This is a genomic window from Paraburkholderia sp. BR10882 (assembly GCF_040948855.1).
In the GTDB taxonomy this organism is placed as follows: Bacteria; Pseudomonadota; Gammaproteobacteria; order Burkholderiales; family Burkholderiaceae; genus Paraburkholderia; species Paraburkholderia nodosa_A.
The window spans coordinates 19,142-39,452 of record NZ_JBFPKP010000016.1; the positions used below are offsets into that span (position 1 = coordinate 19,142).

Below are 20,311 nucleotides of genomic sequence, written 5' to 3' on the forward strand. Positions count from 1 at the left end.
GCGGGGCGGCCCCGCAAGACGCGGCAGCCGCCCCGATGACGCTGGGACGCTTGAGGTATCGGACGCTCAGACGGGATTGATCTCATCCTGGCTGCGCCGCGTGGTGAGGGGCCCGAACGCACGCAAGGTCACGGCAACGATGGCGAGCGCGGCGGAGATCACCCCGAACATCGCAATCGGGCCGTGCTGCGTGAGCACCGGCAACAGGATGAAGGGCAGGGCGCTGCTCATGATGCGCGAGAGCGAATAGGTGCTGCCGATCGCTGTCGAGCGCACGCTGGCGGGGAAAATCTCGGCCTGGTACACGTGGTAAGCGTTGCTGAACACATTCGATGCGCATGTCGTCAGTACGCCGAAGCAAACGATCAGCGCGGCCTGCCCCGAGTACGCGAAACCAAGGCCAAAAATACCGATGGAGATCAGCGAGGCGATCACGAGCGTGCGGCGCTCGATCCAGTTGAGCAGCGGCACGGAGAGCAGCGAGCCGATCGGGTAGCCGAGGAACGAGAGGGCCACGAACAGCGTGCTGCCCGTCACGTCGATGCCGCGGCTCTTCACGACGACGCCCGCAAGCGTACCGAAGCCGTAGTAACCGAAGGCCTGGAACAGGTGAAACACGACGAGCATGACATAGCGCTTGTCATAGGGCGCGCGCCGCAGCAGGGCAATGCGTTCGGAGAGGCTCAGCGGACGCTGGCGCGTTTTCGGCTCGGCAAAGCGCTTCGGCATCGGCGCGCCGGCGCTTTGCGCGAAGCGGCCCAGCATCGCATAGGCCTCGTCGGCGCGGCCTTGCGCCAGCAGCCAGCGCGGGCTTTCCGGCAGGCGATGCTGCACGGCCAGCACGAACAGGGCGCCAAGGCTGCCGATGGCGAGGATGATGCGCCATCCCGCAATGCCGGCAGGATGGATCGGATTGAGCCAAACCGCGAGGAAGCCGACCAGCGGCACCGCGACGTACGAGGTGGTATAGGCCCACGCGGCCATCCGGCCGCGTTTCTCCTTCGGCAGGATCTCCGAAAGGAAGCTATCGGCCACGGGATAGATCGCGCCGACGCCCACGCCGGTCAGAAAGCGGCAGACCACGAGCATGGTGGCGTCCACGGAGAACGCTGCGAGCAGCGAGAACGCGCTGTACCACACGAGCGTGAACAGGAAGGCGCGCCGGCGGCCGATGCGGTCGGCGAGACTGCCGAGGAAGAGCGAGCCGAAGAACATGCCGACGAAGGCGGAGGCCAGCAAGAGCTTGAACGCGAGGCTGTGCGCATCGAGTCCGTATTCGTTCTGCAGCGCGGCGCCGATCGAACTGACGAGGAAGATCTCGTACATGTCGAAGAAGAGGCCAATGCCGATCACCCACACCACGAAGCGGTGCAGCGCGCCCACGGGCATGTCGTCCATGAAGCTGCTGAGCGTGACGCCCTGGTGGCCTGGCAATGGGGCTTCCGCGGTGAGCGGGCGGCGTGGCGCTTCGCCCGGCGCGCTGCTGCCCAGGTCGAGGGGATGGCTGTTCATGCTGTCTCCGGTATTTTCGATGCCGCGTCACGAGCCGCGGTCGGGGCGCAAATCCGTACGAACGGTACGGAGAAGGCGTGATGGCCAGTGTGGGAGATTTTCGCGAGCGCGAAAATTGAGGAAGGGTGAAGCGTGCTTTCCCGCGGGGAAAGGCTGGGGCGGGGCGGCGCGTTATAGCCGCGCCGTTGCGCCCGAAATGCGTCTGGCTTTGCTTGCTTATGCGATCGCGAGGCAGATGCCGGTTCAGATCTGCAGCCGCTCGAGAACTTCAAGGAAGAGCAGCACGGCAATGAGGATGCCGATCCACCTTACCGTCAGTCTGAGGTTGAGGAGCGTCGGTCCCAGCGAGCTCACGGCTTCCGCGACGACCTTCGCCGCCCCCGCCGGGTCGCTGCTCGCCGCCGAGCCACGCAATGAAGCCGTCGCAAAGTCGATGCGCAGATGGGTGACATAGCCAGTCGCTATGTTCGGCCATTCGATCGTGTCGTCGCCTTCATTGGGCCGCAGAAAGAGCCGGGGCTGGCGTGACGGCTCGGCCGCGGGATCTTCGGACGTATAGAGGTGCCGCATGGCCAGACCCAACTCTACCGCGCCAAGCTGGCCGTCCGAGATCGCCTTCGCCAGCACCTGCAGGCAGGCAGGGGGAATGTGGCACGCGAGCCACCACTGATCGGGCTCTCCGGTCTCGTCATCGGCGGCATTGAAGCCCAGCCGGGCGGTGCCGAGCGCCACATCGGACATCGAGTTGCCCAGTTCGTCTTCCAGTGCGCGCAGGCCAAGCCGGTCGGCCGTGCTGACGTCGCGGGCTTCGAAGCTTACCTGAAGCACGCGCGTCGCCAGCTGCGGAAAGCCAATGATCGCAAGCTCCTGGCCGTCGAGATGCGCCGCGCCGTGGAGCGACGTGGACAGAACCGGCTGCCGGTCCTGATCCAGCGGCTCGACGAGTTGCTGCGCCACCTGAAGCTGTTCCAGCTTCAACCACATCGACGTGGTGGGATAGTACGTCCGCTTCGCGCTTGCCAGCTCGACGAGTTCAAGAGCGTGATCGTTGCGTTCGACGAGATTCACCGCCGCTCTCTTTTCCAGAAAATCCATGTTCCCCCCCACGCCGCCAGGTCCCTCGCCGGCATGAGACCAGGAGGTGAGTGCCGTCCGTCTGACCGCGTGATCGAGAAGCGTCCGCGGTATTCGGGTTTGCGCGTGATGTGAATAGGGGGGATTGTACCCATCGGAAAGTTCGCCGCTATATGCCACAGGGCACATAAGAACGACATTTCAATCCTCAGATTGATTCGAAGAATCACGTCGATTCGAAATGAAAATGAAAGCCATGACGCTGCGCGAGCGTTCCCCTTGCAGACCGGAATCGAGGCATGACGCGCCGCTTGTGTTGGCCAGGACACACTCCATCGCCCGTCAGGACCACGGCCGCGCAACGCGATGGGTTTGCCCTACTGCAAGTGTAGGGAGGTAACCCATCGCAGGCTCCGCTGCCGATATCCAGAATCCACATACGGGTCAGTGTGACGAATGCATCAGCCCGCAACTGCAGTCGAGCGTGACGTTCAGCGCCTGACGCGCTGCTTGACCCCAAGGACGGAGGTCATATGTTCAGCATCCGCATGTGTCGCAATAGCGTGGCAGCCCTGCTATGCATGATGTTTGCGATCCCCTCATTTTCCCAATCGTTCATGGTTCAATGCCCGCCGACCACGCCGTCTCATCCGTCGGCGCTGCCCGCGGGCGCCGGCGAACCGCCGTACACGGGACCGTCCTTCACGGGCCAGACCTCGGCATCGACCGGTGTCGTCAACGGCGCCATCAAGTGCCAGCAGATCTCGGGTGGCGACGGCTATGCGACGATGGCCAACGGCGTGCAGACCTATCTGTTCGCGTTCGGGCCGTTGTCCGGTCTTGCCGACATCAAGGCCGGATTGCCCGGCACGCAGTTCGCCTCGGTGTTCAACACCGTCGGCGATCCGAGAACGGATCCGACCTACAACGGCGCGGTCGGTCTCACGCCCGATCCGGAATCGACGCCGCCCGGCCAGCTCACGGGCCATGTCGACCCGCGGCCGATCATGGACATCGGCGTGATGAACGGCAACGAGCCCGCGCCGATGATGGCGATCGACGAGGATGACGAGTTCTTCCTCACGCTCACGAACGTCGGCATGATCATGCGCCCCGACCTGTTCGAGAAGCACACGGTGCACTTTCACGGCTATCCGAATGCCTCCTCGTTCTACGACGGCGTGCCCGACGCGTCGGTCGCGATCAACATCGGCGCGAGCTTCACGTACTACTATCTCGCGCCGGATGCGGGCACCTACTTCTGGCACTGCCACATCACGCCCCCGGAGCACCTGCAGATGGGCATGGTCGGCCAGATCTTCGTGCGTCCGCGTCAGAACCGCGTGCCCGCGGGCAAGTCGCTGTATCAGTCGCTGGTGTTGCAGCAGCAGGATCTGCGCACGCGGTGCGGCACCGACATTCTCTGCACGACGCCGCTGCCGCCACAGAACGGCGTGCTGCACGTGAACAATTTGAGCGGGACGCCCACGCTCTACGCATACAACGACGGCGATGGCTCGACCGCCTATGACGTCGAGTATCCGGTGCAGATCCATGGCTTCGATCCGAACTTCCACTTCGTCGGCATGACGTTCAATCCGGAGCCCTTCACCGACATGAAAGACAAGTTCTTCATGCTGAATGGCCGCAGCTATCCGGACACCGTCAATCCGAATGCGCTTTCGACGCCCGCGTCGGACGGCGTGCCGCGCTTCTCGCAACCGCTGCCGTCGCTGATCAATATCCCTGTCGGCGGCAAGGTGCTGCTGCGCATCTCGGACCTCGACGTCACCGAATATCAGACGCTCGCCTCGCTCGGCATTCCGATGCACGTGGTCGCGCTCAATGCGCGGCTGCTGCGCGACATGGCCGGCAACGACATGACCTACTACACGAACTCGATCACGCTCGGCGGCGGGGAGTCGCTCGACCTGATCCTCGACGCCACCGACACGACGAAGTATCAGTCAGGGCAGGTCTTCTACCTGTACACGCCGAATCTGGACCATCTGGCGAACGACCAGGAAAACTTCGGTGGACTGATGACAGAGGTGCACATCTGCAGGTCGGTGGATCCGAAGACGAAGGTCTGCACGCTATGAGACGCATCATGCACGCGATAAAGACGGTTCATGGCTGCCCTGCCATGGACCCGGCCAGGAAGTCCTGCACTTAGGAGAAGAGCCGTGGGACACATCACTTACCGCATAGCGATCACGACCCTCGCGCGCCTCGGACGGCTTGCACGGTTCGGCGTGGCGGCGCTCGCGGCGCTCTTCTGCATGCAGGTGCATGCGGCCGCGCCTGGCATCACGGGCACGCATTTCGACCTGCGCGCCGAGGCGAGCCGCATCACCCAGCCGGACGGCAATAGCGTCTATTCATGGGGCTACGGCTGCAATACGGCGCCGGCCGGATTTTCGCCGCCCAACATTGCCGGTGCGAATTGCCCGACCATGCAGATTCCTGGTCCGACGCTGATCGTCAACCAGGGCGACATCGTCACGGTGACGCTCACCAACAATCTGCCGGCGGCGGCGGGCAACACGTCGATTCTCTTTCCCGGGTTTGACGTATGCATGGGGACGATCGACCCGACGACGAGGCTCTGCTCCGGCACGCCGACGGGCGTGCAGGGCCTGCTCACGCGCGAGGCGTCCCACACCGTCACGGTCACCTACAGCTTCATCGCCGCTACGCCGGGCACGCACGCGTACTACAGCGGCACGCAGGGCGATCTGCAGATCGAAATGGGCATGTATGGCGCGGTCATCGTGTTGCCGACGTCGTCGCCCGGTACGCTCGCCGTGCCGACCGGCTGCAACCCGATCCAGGGGACGCGCAAGCTGCTGGACGGCCAGCCCGACTTCCGCAATGCCGCGGCGGCCTACAACCACAGCGCAGCGTGCTACGACCGCGAGTATCTGTTTCAGTTCTCCGAAATGGATCCGCGCATTCATGCACAGGCGGAGCAACAGGCCAGCAACGCTTGCACGAGTCCGACCGGCTGCATGACGGTCGAGACGGAGCCGTATCATCCAGCGTACTTCATGGTCAACGGACGCTCGATGCCCGACGACATGGACCCGAACTACGCGGCGCAATATCCGAATCAGCCATACAACGGCAACCCGCACATGCACCCCGGCGAAATGGTGCTGCTGCGGATCATCGGCACGGGGCGCTGGCAGCATCCGTTCCATGAGCACGGCAATCACGTGCGCGTGCTCGCGCGCGACGGCAACATGCTGCTCGCCAGGTCCGACGCGACCAAGGTCGCCGGCCCGCTGCTGTTCACGACCACGACGACACCGGGCCTTGCGATGGACGGGATCTTCTACTGGACGGGCAAAGGGCTGAACTGGGACGTCTATGGGCACTATCCCGGCGACGGCAGCGTCTGTATCCCGGATGCAAACGGCTACTACACGCAGGATCCGACAGCACCGAACTATTACGAGTGGTGCGCGGACCACAACAAGGCGCTCGAAACCCATCCGTTCGGCAAGGTGGGAAGCGGCGGCCCGGTGACGCTGCCCGACTCGCACGTACTGACCAACGGCTTCTGGTACGGCGGCAGCCCCTATCTCGGCCCCGATGCGACCATGCGCGCGACTTCGCCCACGGGCACGACGCCGCCAAGCGGCACGTCGGTGAATCCACCGCAAACGGAAGCCGGCTTTGCATTCATGTGGCACTCGCACAATGAACGTGAGATCACCACGAACAACATCTTCCCTGGCGGAATGATGATGATGATGCTCGTTGATCCGCAAGCATTCCTGATCGACGAATCGAACTAGAGGCGGGGAGAACGGCGATGAGATCCACCACACTCAAGGCAAATCTGTTAGGTATGCTTAAGGCGTCGATTGCCGCTTCCGTTTTGCTGGGCGCGAGCGGGATGGCATTCGCCCAGGCATCCGTCAATCTCACTGCGAAGGCCACCACGGCCGTGATGCCCGACGGGCAGGCCGTGCCGATGTGGGGTTACGGCTGCACGGCGGCCGCTGCGCCTGCCACGTGTACGGCGGCGAACCCCGGGGCAGGGGCCAACTGGTCGCCCGTCGTCATCACGGTGCCGCCTGGGCCGCTCACGATCAATCTCAACAACAGCCTGCCCGGCTCCGTGCCGACCTCGCTCGTGATCGTCGGGCAACTGGGCGGCGGTCTGGGCACGACGGCGACGAGCATGCCGAGCCCGACGCACCCCACCCAGACCGCGACCACGTGGCCGACCGCCGCCGCCGCGCCCGGCGGGGCGACGTTCACGCCGCCGACGCAAGCGGCCCGCGTGCAGTCGTTCGCGACCGAAGTCGCGCACGGCAGCACCACTGCGCTCACGTGGAGCAACCTGAACCCCGGCACCTATCTGATCGAGTCGGGCACGCACCCATCGATCCAGGGGCCGATGGGGCTCTATGGCGTGCTGGTGGTGAGAACGGCGGCCAACGGCACGACGCCTGCACAGGCGTATCCGGGCATCAGCTACGACACCGACGTGCCGCTCGTGCTGAGCGAAATCGATCCGGTGCAGAACACCGCGGTCGCCTCCGCGGTCGCGACCCCGGGCTTCAGCGAAACCCTGTCCTGGTCCGGGCAGCCGGGCGGCTGCGGCGATTCGAAGTCGACCTCGTTCGGCACCTGCTATCCGCCCACGGTGAACTACGATCCGCGCTACTACCTGATCAACGGCGTCTCATTCGACCGCACCAATCCCGGCGCTTCGACGTTCGCCGCGACGAGCGCCGCGACCACCGGACCGGTGATGCTTCGCTTCGTCAACGCGGGTCTGCGCATGCACGTGCCGGCCGTGGTCGGCGCGCAAACCGGCACGACCCCGGTCTCCGGCTTCGCGTTGATCGCCGAAGACGGCAACGTGCTGCCCGGCAATCCGCGGATCCAGTCGGAAGTGTTCATGGCGGCCGGCAAGACCTATGACGCGCTGGTCAACATGCCGGCCGCAGCCGCTTCCGCGCTGCCGGTGTTCGATCGCGAACTGAGCCTGTCGACGAACAACGCGCGTGACGGCGGCATGCAGGGTTACATCAGCGTGAACAACTCCACCGCGGCGTCCGCGGCCGCCGTGGCGAACGCTTCGGTCACCGGTTCCACGTACTTCTTCGTACCCGGCAAGACGCTGACCGTGTCCGACCCGGCTAGAGGCGTGGCGGCGAAGGACGCCAACGTCTACGGCGTGCAGGTGAAGACGCCACCGACTGGCGGCTCGCTCACGCTGAACCCGGACGGCACGTTCGTCTACACGCCGAGTCAAGGCACGACGGCCGACAGCTTCGTGTACCAGGCGAACGGCAACCCGAACGCGGCGGCGACGGTGACGCTCACTGCGTGCACGACGGGCAACGGGTGTCAGTCCGGACCGCCCACGGCCGGTAATGCCGCATATACGAGCAACGTCGCCTCGCGGCTGCAGATCTCCGAGCCCGGTGTGCTCACGTACGCCAGCGATCCGAATGGCCTGCAGCTCACCGCGACGCTGGTCGGCACCCCTTCGGGCGGCTCTGTCACGCTGAATCCGGACGGCTCCTTCACGGCGAGCCCGGCAACGGCGCCAATGGGCAGCGCGGCGTCCGCGAGTGTGACGTTCCAGTACAAGGCGGTGAATGCGCAAAATACGGCGAGCAACACGGCGAGCGTGACGGTGACGTTCAAGGGCGGCAGCGGACTCGTCGTCAACGTACTCGATGCGCCCAGCACGCAGCCGGGCAAGACGCCGGTGAAGATCAGCGACTACCGCTGGATCATCGAGGAAGACCGCACGTTCCAGATCGATCCGGCGTGCCAGGTGAATTCGCCCACGCGTCCGGCGACGTGTCCGCCGCTGCCTGTGCCGAGTCTCGGTGCAAACTTCCATACGAGTTACATGCCGGTGGTGGCGGCAGGCTGTGTCGGCGTCGCCGCGTGCGAAGCGGGGCAGACGGTCTACGACCCGGTCAGCCAGACCCACCTGCCGGCGGTGTGCGACGTCGGCAACGGCGTGTGCCGGACCACGGCGGCGCAGCAGGTGCCGGTGGATCCGTCGCAGGTGGCGCTCGATCCGAAGAAGCGCTATTACATTTCGATCCTGCCGGGCAACGCGTACAACTCGTTCACGAACGGCGGCGGCGTTCCGCAGCCGGTCGACCCGACCAACCCCTCGGGCGCGCAGCGGCAGTTCGACATTTCCAAAGACTGTCCGGGCGTCGCGAACTTCGCGCCGGGCACGGGCAAATGCGGCAACGGCATGGGCGGCGCGCCGATCGCGGCCGGGCAGACTTCGGTCAATGTGTTGCTCGAGGAATCGCCATTCCCGACTGCGAAGGTTTCCGTGTTCGTGTTCGAGGACGACGCACCGCTGAACGGCGAAGTGGACGTGAGCGGCGGCACCGACACCTTCGGCTCGGCGCGCGAACCGGGCCTCGGCGGCTTTGAGATCAAGCTGTGGGACGACGCGGGCGGCAGCGGCCAGCCGACCGGACAGATGACCTACGACATGTTCAACATGCCGCTGTCCAACTCGCTGCAAGGCACGATCGATCCGGTCAGCGGGCTCAACGCGTGCCCGATTTCGACATCGACCGATGGCCTCGTCGGCATGATCCCGACCTGCCCGAAATACGAGTCGGATGGCAAGACGCTGTCGCCGCTCGTTGGTCAGGCCATCATCGCGAACCTGATGCCGGGCCGCTACGGCATCATCGCGACGCCCGCTGCTGACCGCATTGCGCGAGGCGAGGAATGGCTGCAGACGAACACGCTGGACGGCGAGAAGGCCCATGATTCGTTCATCAAGATCGGCGGCCCTGCGTACTTCCAGGAATTCGGTCCGGCGGGCTTCCACGTGTCGATCGGCTTTGCGAATCCGAAGATCATCAACGCGCGGCTGCCTTTGCTGTGCGCCACCTCGAGCTGCAACAACGGGCTCAAGGGCCGGGTGACGAACCTGCACTACAGCCGTCCGCCCGACGAGCACCTCTATGGCAGCCAGTCGCGCAAGCCGTTGAGCTTCACGCAATGCTACGTGAGCGTGGGCGATCCGGACGGTGAAGACTACGCGTTCACCAAGTGCAACGCGGACGGCACGTTCAGCTTCACGGGCCTGCCTGCCGGCATAACCCGAATCACGGTGTTCGACCAGTGGAACGACCAGATCGTCGACGGGCTCGCATCGGCCGTGACGCTGGGCGGCGGTACGGTGACGGACGCGGGAGATATCGCGGTGCTTCAATGGCAAACGAATCTCTATACGCGGACCTTCCTCGACACGAACGGCAACGGCGTGGGGGACCCGAGCAAGCCAGGTCTCGCGCTATTGTCGACCAACATTCGCTTCCGCGACGGCAGCTATTCGGATTTCAACGTCACGGACGGGAGCGGCTATGCGTCGTTCAACGAAGAGTTCCCGTTGTTCAACTGGTACGTCGTCGATACCGACCTGACGCGCTTCAAGCAGAGCGGCGTGCACGTCGTCTATGACGCGGGCGGTCCGCCGGACGGCACGCCGGGCGGCGGCAAGTCGACGATCGCCGCGAACTTCGCGAACACGCTGGAATCGGTCCATCTGCCCACGAACCTGCGGGTGCCGGGCGCGGTGTACTGCAACGACGCGGACTGCAACGACCGCTCGGGCTCGAATCCCTCGACCGGCCGGGTCGATCCGCCGTGGGTGACCACGATGGGCTGGCAGGGCTTCTCGGGCCAGAGCTCGTTCGTCGAGTTCGGCAAGACGCCCTACGCGGCGAATGAGAACGGCGGCATCCACGGCGAAGTCGTCTATGCCTCCACGCGCCCGTTCGACGATCCCACGTTGCTGATTCACACGAAGTGGACGCCCAACGTGCCGAACGTCACGGTGAACCTGTATCAGGAAGGCGTTGCGGCGGACGGCTCCACGAGCCTGAAGCTCGTCGATACGACGAAGACCGCGAGTTGGGACGACTGGGCCCAGGGGTTCCGTTCGGACGGCGTGCCGAACATGAACTGTCCGGGCCAGAGCACCAGCGATCCGTACTTCTACACGCTGCGGAACACGCCGAACTGGCTCGACCCGCAGCAGCGTGCGCTGCCGAACAACTCGCAGTTCAAGTGCTATGACGGCATGCACGTGTTCAACCAGGTGCAGCCGGCGCCGTTCGACGGCATGTACCAGTTCCCGAGCGTGACGGGCCGCGATCCGCATAGCGGCCTGCCGACCGGCACCAACTGCACGATCTGCAGCGCCAATCCCACGAAGGACGGCACGCAGATGCTGCCGCCCGGCAAGTATGTGGTCGAGATCATCGTGCCGCCGGGCTACGAACTGGTGAAGGAGGAGGACAAGAACATCCTGATCGGCGACAACTACATTGCACCGGTTACGCAGCAGTTCGGCGGCATCGGCGACATCTTCATCCTGCCCGACCAGGCGGCGATGAACTCCACGTACAACCGGAACAACCCGCAGAATCCGACCTCGAATCTCGGCTCCACCCCGCATGCCGAAGGCGACACCGGCTCCGTCGAACGCTTCTGGCCGTGTGTCGGCGAACTGCGGATCGTGCCGGACTACATCAGTCTGTTCCCGGGTTCGCAGGAAGTCTCGCCGTTCGCGGGGGCTTCGCGGAATCTGTGCGACCGCAAGGAGGTGGAGCTCACCGACCAAAGCGCGGTGCTGGCGAAGTTCTGGATCTTCAGCTCGACGCACGTCGCCGCACACTACACCGGCTTCATGCTGGACGATTTCTCGTCGGAGTTCGATCCATATTCGCCGCAGTTCGGCGAGAAGTTCGCAGTGCCAAACGTGCCGGTGTCGTTCAAGGACTTCGCGGGCAACGAAATCTCGCGCACCTATTCCGACCAGTGGGGCATCTTCAACGGGCTGACCTACTCGACCTGGCAAGTCAACCCGCCGAACCCGACGGGCTACGCGCCGACGATGATGGTCGCCTGCATGAACGATCCGTACAAGCCCGACCCGGCGCATTCCGGCCAGACCATCAAGGACCCGCTCTATAACCCGGCATATAGCCAGTTCTGCTACGAGATTCCGTTCATGCCCGGACAGACCCAGTACATGGATACGCCGGTGGTGCCCGTCCAGGCCTTCGCGGACGGGTATAACCAGGTGGACTGCGCCTATCCGGACGGTACGCCGGGCATTGCCTCCGTGACGGGCGACGCGATTGCCGGCAATGCGTCCGCGGGCAGCAACGGCGGCGCGGGACCGTGGGTCAGTGGACCCTTGAAGACACTGACGATCACGTCGGTCGGCAGGCAGCAGGTGCCGAACCATGCGTACACAGGTCCAGCCGCCACCGCCGCGCCGTTCAACCAGAAGTTCATCACGCGCAACTACGGTTTCGGCCAGCAACGGGGCGTCGTGACGATCGCGGGCATCCCGGCGCCGGTGACGTCGTGGAGCGACGCGAAGATCACCGTGGTCGTGCCGCCTCTGCTCGGTCCCGATGCGGCCTGCACGATGCAGCAGCGCGGCGTGACGACCCCGACCCAGTGCGGCCAGCTCGTCGTCACCGCAGCGAGCGGCAAGCGCTCGATCGATGCGGTCACCGTGACGATCGGCGGCAAGGCGCCCACCTACGTGGGGGGCGAGAACACGGCGGGCAATGCAATCCAGACCGCAATCGACCATGCCGCCGCCGGCGACATGATCGTCGTCGGTCCCGGGACTTACAAGGAGATGCTGCTCATGTGGAAGCCGGTGCGGCTGCAAGGCGTGGGGGCGACGTCCGTGACGGTCGACGCCAATCCGCATCCGTCGGGCAAGCTCGACCCGTGGCGCAGGCAGATAGGGTGCCTGTTCGGCGATGCCCTGAACGGCGGCCTGATCTCGGCAAGCAATCCGTACGATCCGACCGGCGCGTACAGTTGCCTCGCCTCGATGCAGCGCAAGATCGACGGGATTCCGTTCGAGCCGACTTCCGGCTGGGATTTCAACCTCAACGGCAACCTCGCGGAGACGCTGATCGAGCCGACGCTGATGGGCGCGTACGAAGGCGCGGCCATTACCGTGCTCGGCAAGGGTGTGAAGGACGTGCTGGTGGGCGGGGTGCTGACCCAGGACCAGAACTGCGTCGCGAACGGCATCTGCACGCCGCTCACCAACAGCGCCGCGGACTGCAATACCTATCAGAGCAACTTCCTGTGCAACCCGTCGCGCATCGACGGCATGTCGTTCACGAACAGCTCGCAAGGCGGCGGCGGTATCTACCTGCATGGCTGGAACCACTACACGGAGGTATCGAACAACCGCGTCTTCTCCAACGCGGGAACGCTCACGGGCGGCATCATCGTCGGCCAGGTCGAGGTGCCCGACGGCAACATCGCGGCGAATAACGTGACCCAGTTGCCGTTCCAGTACAACGTCCACGTGAACGTGCACAACAACCAGGTCACGTCGAACGCTTCGTACGGCGACGAAATCAACTCGACCACACCGTCTTCGGCAGGAGGAGTGACGTTCTGTTCGGGCGCCGACTACTACAAGTTCAACTACAACTGGGTATGCGGCAACATCAGCAGCGGTGACGGCGGCGGCGTCGCGCACTTCGGCTTCAGCTACAACGGCGACCTGTCGCACAACTGGATCCTGTTCAATCAGAGCAACAACCCGACGCTGCCGACGTACGGCGGCGGGCTGATCGTTCAGGGTGTGCCGCCCGACGGCACCTTCTGCGAGAACTCGGCCACCGACGTCGACTGCGCGCCGCAGCTCTCGGACGGCGCGGGCCCGGACATCACGATCGACGGCAACCTGATCGTCGGCAACACGGCGGAAAGCGGCAAGGGCGGCGGCCTGCGGCTGCAGAACGTCAACGGCACCGACGTGCAACGTAGTCCGAACGACAGCTCCAGGTGGTATCGCGTGAAGGTGACGAACAACATCATCGCGAACAACGTGGCGGGCTGGGCGGGCGGCGGCGTGTCGCTGCAGGATGCCGTGGCGGTGAGCTTCATCAACAACACGGTCGTCTCCAACGACTCGACGGCGACGGCCGGCGTGCTGTTCAACACGTCCGCTGCGTCACAGGCCAACGTCGGGCCGCCGAACTGCACGACCTCGGGTTCGGAAACGACGTGCCAGCCGACCACGACGTCGCAGTACGAGCCGGCCGGCCTCGAGACCGCGCGCCACACGCAGAACCTGGTGGCGGCATTCACGAGGCCGAACGTGAAATGCCCGGCGGGCCACCCGGACTGCACGACGTTCTCGAACCCGGTGCTCACGAACGACCTGTTCTGGCAGAACCGCACGTTCTACATCACGGTGGGAGGACTGGATCCGGGCATTGCGGGGCTGCAGAACGTGGTCACGCTCAATCCGTCGCTGAATCAGGCCGGGCACGCCACGGGCTACTGCGATCCGAAGGCGGTCTACTGGGACATCGGCGCGTTCGGCGACACCGGAGCCGCCAACCATGGGTCCGGTCTGACGATGAACCCGCAGTACTCGATCCTGACCGACGCCGGCGACTATCCGAACGCAAACAACAGCGGATCGAATCCGGACGTCGTGCATCAGTACTGCAATGGTGCGCGCGTGCCGCCGGAGGCGGGTGGCATCGGCATCACGGTGCCCCCGGGCATTGCGGACACGGTGCTGCCGAATCCGTTGTTCAGCCTGCTGCCTTCGGCGACGCCGGACGAGGGCAACAACTGGATCAACATGTCGTACGGTCCGCTGTCGCTGTTCAACGAGGCGCGCACGGGCGCGCAACGCAACACGCTGCTTGGCAACTACACGATCCCCGGGACCTCGCCGGCGGTCAACCATGCCACGGCAGCGGGTGCGCCGAATCGTGACATCTTCGGCACGCCGCGGCCGCAGCTGGGTGGCTACGACATCGGCGCAGTCGAGTTCGTGAGGCCCGGCGTATTCGCCTCGCAGCCGTATCCGCTCGCGCTTGGCGTCAACGATCCGGTGACGCTGCTCGGATTGTTGCAGGGGATCCTGCCAAACGCCGCGAACAGCGGAGGGCTGCCCGGCATCGGAGGCGCACAGGGCAATCAAGGCCAGCCTGCGCTGCCGGTAGGCACGCCGCCCGCAGTCACGACGCCGGCGGGTCTGAAGACACTGGGAGCGTTGCCATGAGCCAGCGTCTGCGCCGGACGCCGCGGGTCGTGCTGCTGGCCGGCAGTATCTGTCTCGTCGCCGCCTCGCTTCAGCCGGCGGTCGGCGAGGCCGGTGCGAGCGCGGCGGCGAAGCAGTCGCCGTACTCGCCGGCGAGCCTGCCGCAGCGCGCGCGGGGCTATTACGAACTGATGCAGGGCATCGACCACCTGAGCGTGCGCCGCACGGCGTCGGGCAACCTGATCCGCTTCAGCTATCGTGTGACGGACCCGGTGGCCGCGCGGCCGCTCGGCGAAAAGACCGCGACAGCCGTGATGTTCGGACGCACGAGCCATGCATTGCTCGAAATCCCGGTGATGGACAAGGTTGGGGCGCTGCGCCAGAGCGGTCCGCTGGAAACCGGTCAGGAGTACTGGATGGTGTTCTCGAACAAGGGCGGTCTGATCAAGGCCGGGGAGCGCGTCGACGTATTCGTGGGGTCGTTCCACATCGACGGGCTGATAGTCGAATGAATGCACAAGCGCCTTTCACGCGCAGACGAAGAGGAGATGACTCATGAACCGCTTTCTTTCGCTGGCGATCCGGACCGCGTCGGTGGTGACGCTCGCGGCAAGTGCTCCCCTCGCGCTCGCGGGGTCTTCTGCGGCGAGCGCCCAGACTGCGGGCGCGGCGCACATGAGTGCCGCGCAGATCGTCGAGCGCAACGTCGCCGCGCGCGGCGGCCTGCAGGCGTGGCACGCGGTCAACACGATGACGATGTCGGGGCAGCTCGAGGCGGGCGGCACGAAGAACACCAAACTTCCTTTCACGATGACGCTCAAGCGCCCGCGCAAGAGCCGTATCGAGGTCCGCTTCAACGACCAGACGGCATTCCAGGTCTACGACGGCGCGCAAGGGTGGAAGGTCAGGCCGTTCCTCGGCCGCAATGAAGTGGAGCCCTACACGCCCGCGGAGGCCAAGGCGGCCGCGTCGTGGGCCGAACTGGATGGGCCGCTCATGGACTATGCGGCGAAAGGCACGCGCATCGACGTGCTCGGCATGGAAATGGTCGAGGGCCACCGCGCGTATGTGCTCAAGTTGACGATGAAAGACGGCACGTCGCGCCGCGTATGGATCGATGCGGCCAGCTTTCTCGAACTGAAGGTCGACGGCGATGCGCGCAAGCTCGACGGCAAGATGCACAACGTTGCGATCTTCTATCGCGACTATCGCAAGGAGGGCGGCCTCGTCATGCCGCATACGCTCGAAACGGTTGTCGTCGGCGCAAGAGGCACGCACAAGCTGATCATCGATAAGGTTGCGCTGAACCCGCAGGTGGACGACACCGCGTTTGCCAAGCCGCAGGTCACGGTGGCGAAAGTCACGCACCCCGCACCGGTCGTCAGCGCGAACCCGGCGCCGAGCCCGCGTCCGGCGGCGAGTGCGAACCCAGGCGCAAATGCAGGGGCGCACCCAGGCCCGCGCCAGAGCGCAAGCCATTAGCCGCTGGGTGCCCCCATGAGGTTGACGGCCATGAAACCAGTCGCAGTATGGGTGCTCGCCGGCAGTGTCGCCGCGGTCGTGTTCGCGGGAGAGCAGATCCCCGCGCACGATCTGAGTGCCGATGAGATCGTCCAGAAGAACGTCGACGCGAGAGGCGGCCTCGACGCATGGCGCAAAGTCCAGACCATGATCTGGTCCGGCCACGTGGATAGCGCCAATGCGCCCGCGCCGGACCTGCCGTTTGTCCTCGCCATGAAACGCCCGAACAAGACACGCTTCGAGGTCACTGTGTACAACCAGAAGTCCGTGCGCGTATTCGACGGTAAACAAGGCTGGAAACTGGGTCCGAACGGCATGGGCAGCGCGACGCCGCGGCCGTACTCGATGGACGAGGCGACGTCCGCGCGCGACGAGCAGGTGATCGACGGGCTCCTGATCGACCATGAAGCGAAGGGCGTCACCGTTACGCTCGAGGGCAAGGATCAGGTGGGCGGGCGCGATGCGTATCGCCTTGCCGCAAAGCTGCCTTCCGGTGTGATCCGCCATGTGTGGATCGACGCTCAAACGTTTCTCGACGTGCAGGTCGACCGCCAGGTGCGCACGCCGCGTGGGCAGACGGTCGTCGTGGACGTGAACTACAGCGACTTCAGGAGCGTCGAGGGGCTGCAGATACCGCTCGAGATCGAGAGTGGGGCACCGGCGTCCGACAAAAAGGACAAGCTCACCATCGACAAGGTGTCGCTCAATCCGGCGCTGGACGATGGCATCTTCACGAGACCCGCACCGCCGCAGATGCACCGCAAATCGGTTTCGATCGACGTCGATGCCTCGCCGGCGCTGCCCGGCGCGGGACATCCGTCGCCCTGATCATGAAGCGCACGGCAAGCGGGCCGAGAGGCCGCACACGGGCACCGTCGCGGGCGACGCGATGGTTGGCTCCATGCGCGTTGCTCGCCGCGCTGATCGTGCCTGTGCGCGAGGCGCGTTGCGCGCCTGCCGCCCCACCGGTCGCGACGGCGAGCGCCGGGCAGGCGCTCTATCAGCAGGGCGTACTGGGTTCGGGCGAAGCGCTCGAAGCGATGCACGACGGGGGCGTGCACCTGCAAGGCGCAGCCGCGGCCTGTGTGAACTGTCATCGACGCAGTGGCCTCGGCTCGCGGGAGGGCAACAGCAGCATTCCGCCAATCAGCTGGCGCTACCTCGTCGAGCCGCGCACGCAAACTCCGGAGGATCGCGACTTGCCGTACGTTCCCGGGATGCGCGCCGAACGTGAACCGTACACCGAGGCGACGGTCGCACGCGCGATTCGCGAAGGCATCGACTCCGAAGGCAAGCCGCTCAGCAGCCTGATGCCGCAGTACGCGCTGAACGACGCCGATATGCAGGCGCTGATCGGCTATCTGAAGCAGCTCGATCGGCGCAGGCCGACGGGTGTCACCGATACCGTGCTGCACTTCGCGACCATCATCACCCCCGATGCCGACCCGGTGAAACGCGCGGGCATGCTCGATGTGCTCACGCATTACTTCGCCGACAAGAACGTCTTTCCGCTCGGTGCGGTGCCGCCGTTGCGTTCGTCGCGCAAGATGATGTTCATGGTCAATCGCCGCTGGGAACTGCACGTGTGGGAGCTAAAAGGTCCGCCGGACACCTGGCGCGGGCAACTCACGCAGTTTCTGGCCCGGCAGCCGGTGTTCGCGGTGTTGTCGGGTCTCGGCGGCAAAAACTGGGCGCCGATTCACGACTTCTGCGAGCAGGAGGCCGTGCCGTGTCTCTTTCCCAACGTCGAGGTGCCGATCGAAAACGATCGCGACTTCTATTCCGTGTACTTCTCGAAGGGCGTGCTGCTCGAGTCGGAGCTGATTGCGGCGCGCATCGTCGATGAAACCGGCGCGCCGCAGGCGCAGGGCACGAAAGAGGCGAAGGCGCCGACACACGTCTGGCAGGTCTATCGTACCGGCGACAACGGCGAACGCGGAGCGCAGTCGCTCGCCACGGCGCTGGCGGCTCACGGCATTGCGGTATCGAATCACGCACTCGCCCCGGGCGAGGGCATTGCAGGTGCGCTGCACGGCATACCGCGCTCGGATGTGCTTGTGTTGTGGCTGCGTCCGCCCGATATTGCGGCGCTCGCGCGGATCCCTCCAGCGACGCATACGGTGTTCATGTCGGGCCTCATGGGTGGGCTGGATAGTATCCCCTTGCCGACGAGCTGGCGCGGCGTCACGCGTCTTGCGTACCCGTTCGATTTGCCGGAAGGGCGGCGCGTGCGCGTCGACTACGCGTTCGGCTGGTTCTCGATCAGACAGATACCGATGGTGGCTCCCCAGGTGCAGGCGGACACCTACCTTGCCTGCGGTCTGCTCGCCGAGACCCTGAGCCATATGGTCGATGCGTTCGTGAGGGACTATCTGGTGGAGCGGGTTCAGGACATGCTCGAACGCCGCATCCTGACGGGCTACTATCCGCGCCTGACGCTGGCGCCGGGGCAGACATTCGCGTCCAAGGGCGGCTATATCGTTCGCTTTGCCGGGCCGGACCACATCAAGCTCGTCGCCGATGGGGACTGGATCGTGCCGTGAGATCGATGGCGCTTTGCGGGGCGTGTCGTGCATCTGCACACTTTCGACGGAAAGCGGGAAGCTCAAATGCGACGCGTCTATCTTTTGCTGCCTACCGCACAGCGCGCGCGCGCGGTCGCCGGCGAACTGCTTTTGCACCGGGTCGAGTGGCGGCATATGCATGTCATCGCCAACGAGAATGTGTCGCTCGACGGCTTGCCGCAGGCATCGCTCGCGCAACGCAGCGATCTGCTTGCTTCGCTGGCTCGAGGCGCGGCAGTGGGCTGTGCGATCGGGCTGCTGGTGGCGCTGATTGCGCTTGTGTGCCCGCCCGAAGACGTACGGATTGCCGGCGGCACAGTGGTGATCCTCGCACTTTCGGGCGCAGGATTCGGCGCCGGGGTAGCGGCCGTGGTCGGCGTCGAGGTGCGCAATACGCGCTTGAAGCGCTTCGAAGAAGCGATCCTCCGCGGCGAGCTTTTGATGATGATCGACGTCCCGAAGGAGCGCGTGGAGGAGATCGAGGACATGATCGAGCTTCACCATGTACAGGCGCACGGCGAGGGCTCGGACAAGACCATTGCCTTGTTTCGGTGACGTGTGCCCGCACGCGGTAGACAACGGAGGGAGAGCGTAGGACGCAGCACCGCTGCAAGTGTTCGCGTTCTACGTCGCAGAGGGCGTCCGGCCGGCTGAACTGGTCCCCAGTCGGCCGGTTCGCTATGCTCCGGGGCGTGCAATCAGGCTCAACTGGACGCGAGGAGCTGCTTGTAGCGCGCCAGCACGCGCGGAACGTACAGACGCGTTTCCGGCAGCGACGGCACGCGATAGCCGGCGCGAATCACCGCGTTTTCACCGGCGTTATAGGCGGCCAGCGCGAGTTCCACATCGTCCTTGAACAGGTCGAGAAGAAAGCGAAGATAGCGGGCGCCGGCCAGCACGTTGTCTCGTGGATTGAACATGTCGCCGTGCGAGAATCGCGCAGCGGTGTCGGGCATCAACTGCATCAGTCCCAGCGCGCCTTTGTCCGAAACCGCCTTCGGGTTGTATCCCGACTCGATGTCGATCACCGCGCGAAGCAGTTCGGGTTGAACGCGAAAGGAACGGCTCGCTTCGTCGATCACGTCGGCGTACAGGGGGGAGTCGGCGCCGCCCGATGACTTGCGCGACCGGCGCCTGGCGCCGGGTTCGCCTGGCGGTTCGCCCGCAACGATCACCTTCAATCCCGGCTTGCCGCGCACGTTCGTCAGAACGATGGCGCCGTTGCTGTCGACGGTGCCGAAAATTTGTGCGCACGCCGGTCCCGGCAACACCGCACCGAGCATCGCGAATGCGGCAATGATCGCGTTTCCGAAGCTGGATGACGGGTGGTAATGCATCGTTGTTTTCTCCTGCACCTGAATTGTGGTGGAAGAAAAAACGGCTCGGCAATGGGGCACCTCCCTACACTTTGTGACGCGAAAGCGCGCTCAAAAAGCGCATTGCAGAAACTTAACATTCGAAATAAATGGTAATGGACGGTAATCAACGGCAGCCGCTCCGCAGTCATGCCTGGCGCCTTGATTCTTCTCGCCGGATGCAAATATCATCGATCAATTTTCACGCAATGATAAAA

General features: G+C 64.8%; 11 protein-coding genes. 8 read left to right on the forward strand and 3 right to left on the reverse strand.

Annotated features, from left to right (window positions below; genetic code table 11):
• Positions 1-66: 66 nt before the first annotated feature.
• A complete protein-coding gene (locus tag AB3X99_RS30455; RefSeq protein WP_368619023.1) occupies positions 67-1,512 on the reverse strand; it encodes an MFS transporter in 1,446 nt (481 codons plus the stop codon).
• 243 nt (positions 1,513-1,755) lie between these two features.
• Positions 1,756-2,607, reverse strand: coding sequence for a hypothetical protein (locus AB3X99_RS30460; protein ID WP_368619024.1), 852 nt, complete (start codon positions 2,605-2,607; stop codon positions 1,756-1,758).
• A 512-nt stretch (positions 2,608-3,119) separates the two neighbouring features.
• On the opposite strand from AB3X99_RS30460, the gene AB3X99_RS30465 reads away from it, so the two are divergent.
• The 8 genes from AB3X99_RS30465 to AB3X99_RS30500 all read left to right on the forward strand — a co-directional run bounded on the left by AB3X99_RS30465 (position 3,120) and on the right by AB3X99_RS30500 (position 19,293).
• On the forward strand, positions 3,120-4,688 hold the full coding sequence (locus AB3X99_RS30465; RefSeq protein ID WP_069267156.1) for a multicopper oxidase domain-containing protein: 1,569 nt from the start codon (positions 3,120-3,122) through the stop codon (positions 4,686-4,688).
• Between the two features lie 180 nt (positions 4,689-4,868).
• Positions 4,869-6,389, forward strand: coding sequence for a multicopper oxidase domain-containing protein (locus AB3X99_RS30470; protein WP_256094931.1), 1,521 nt, complete (start codon positions 4,869-4,871; stop codon positions 6,387-6,389).
• Between the two features lie 17 nt (positions 6,390-6,406).
• Complete coding sequence (locus tag AB3X99_RS30475) at positions 6,407-14,674, forward strand: Ig-like domain-containing protein (protein WP_368619025.1); 8,268 nt, start codon at positions 6,407-6,409, stop codon at positions 14,672-14,674.
• On the forward strand, positions 14,671-15,165 hold the full coding sequence (locus tag AB3X99_RS30480) for a hypothetical protein (RefSeq protein ID WP_069267155.1): 495 nt from the start codon (positions 14,671-14,673) through the stop codon (positions 15,163-15,165). Before AB3X99_RS30475 ends, AB3X99_RS30480 begins: the two co-directional genes overlap by 4 nt.
• A 43-nt stretch (positions 15,166-15,208) precedes the next feature.
• Positions 15,209-16,135 (forward strand): outer membrane lipoprotein-sorting protein, encoded by a 927-nt coding sequence (locus AB3X99_RS30485; RefSeq protein WP_368619026.1) that lies wholly within the window; start codon positions 15,209-15,211, stop codon positions 16,133-16,135.
• 30 nt (positions 16,136-16,165) lie between these two features.
• On the forward strand, positions 16,166-17,002 hold the full coding sequence (locus tag AB3X99_RS30490) for a hypothetical protein (protein ID WP_069267153.1): 837 nt from the start codon (positions 16,166-16,168) through the stop codon (positions 17,000-17,002).
• A 2-nt stretch (positions 17,003-17,004) separates the two neighbouring features.
• Positions 17,005-18,717: a c-type cytochrome gene (locus AB3X99_RS30495; RefSeq protein ID WP_368619027.1), complete on the forward strand. Its 1,713-nt coding sequence runs from the start codon at positions 17,005-17,007 to the stop codon at positions 18,715-18,717.
• A gap of 66 nt (positions 18,718-18,783) precedes the next feature.
• On the forward strand, positions 18,784-19,293 hold the full coding sequence (locus tag AB3X99_RS30500) for a DUF1269 domain-containing protein (RefSeq protein ID WP_069267152.1): 510 nt from the start codon (positions 18,784-18,786) through the stop codon (positions 19,291-19,293).
• A 149-nt stretch (positions 19,294-19,442) separates the two neighbouring features.
• Here the strand turns inward: AB3X99_RS30500 and AB3X99_RS30505 are convergent, their stop codons facing one another.
• Complete coding sequence (locus AB3X99_RS30505; RefSeq protein ID WP_368619028.1) at positions 19,443-20,075, reverse strand: lytic transglycosylase domain-containing protein; 633 nt, start codon at positions 20,073-20,075, stop codon at positions 19,443-19,445.
• Between the last annotated feature and the right edge of the window lie 236 nt (positions 20,076-20,311).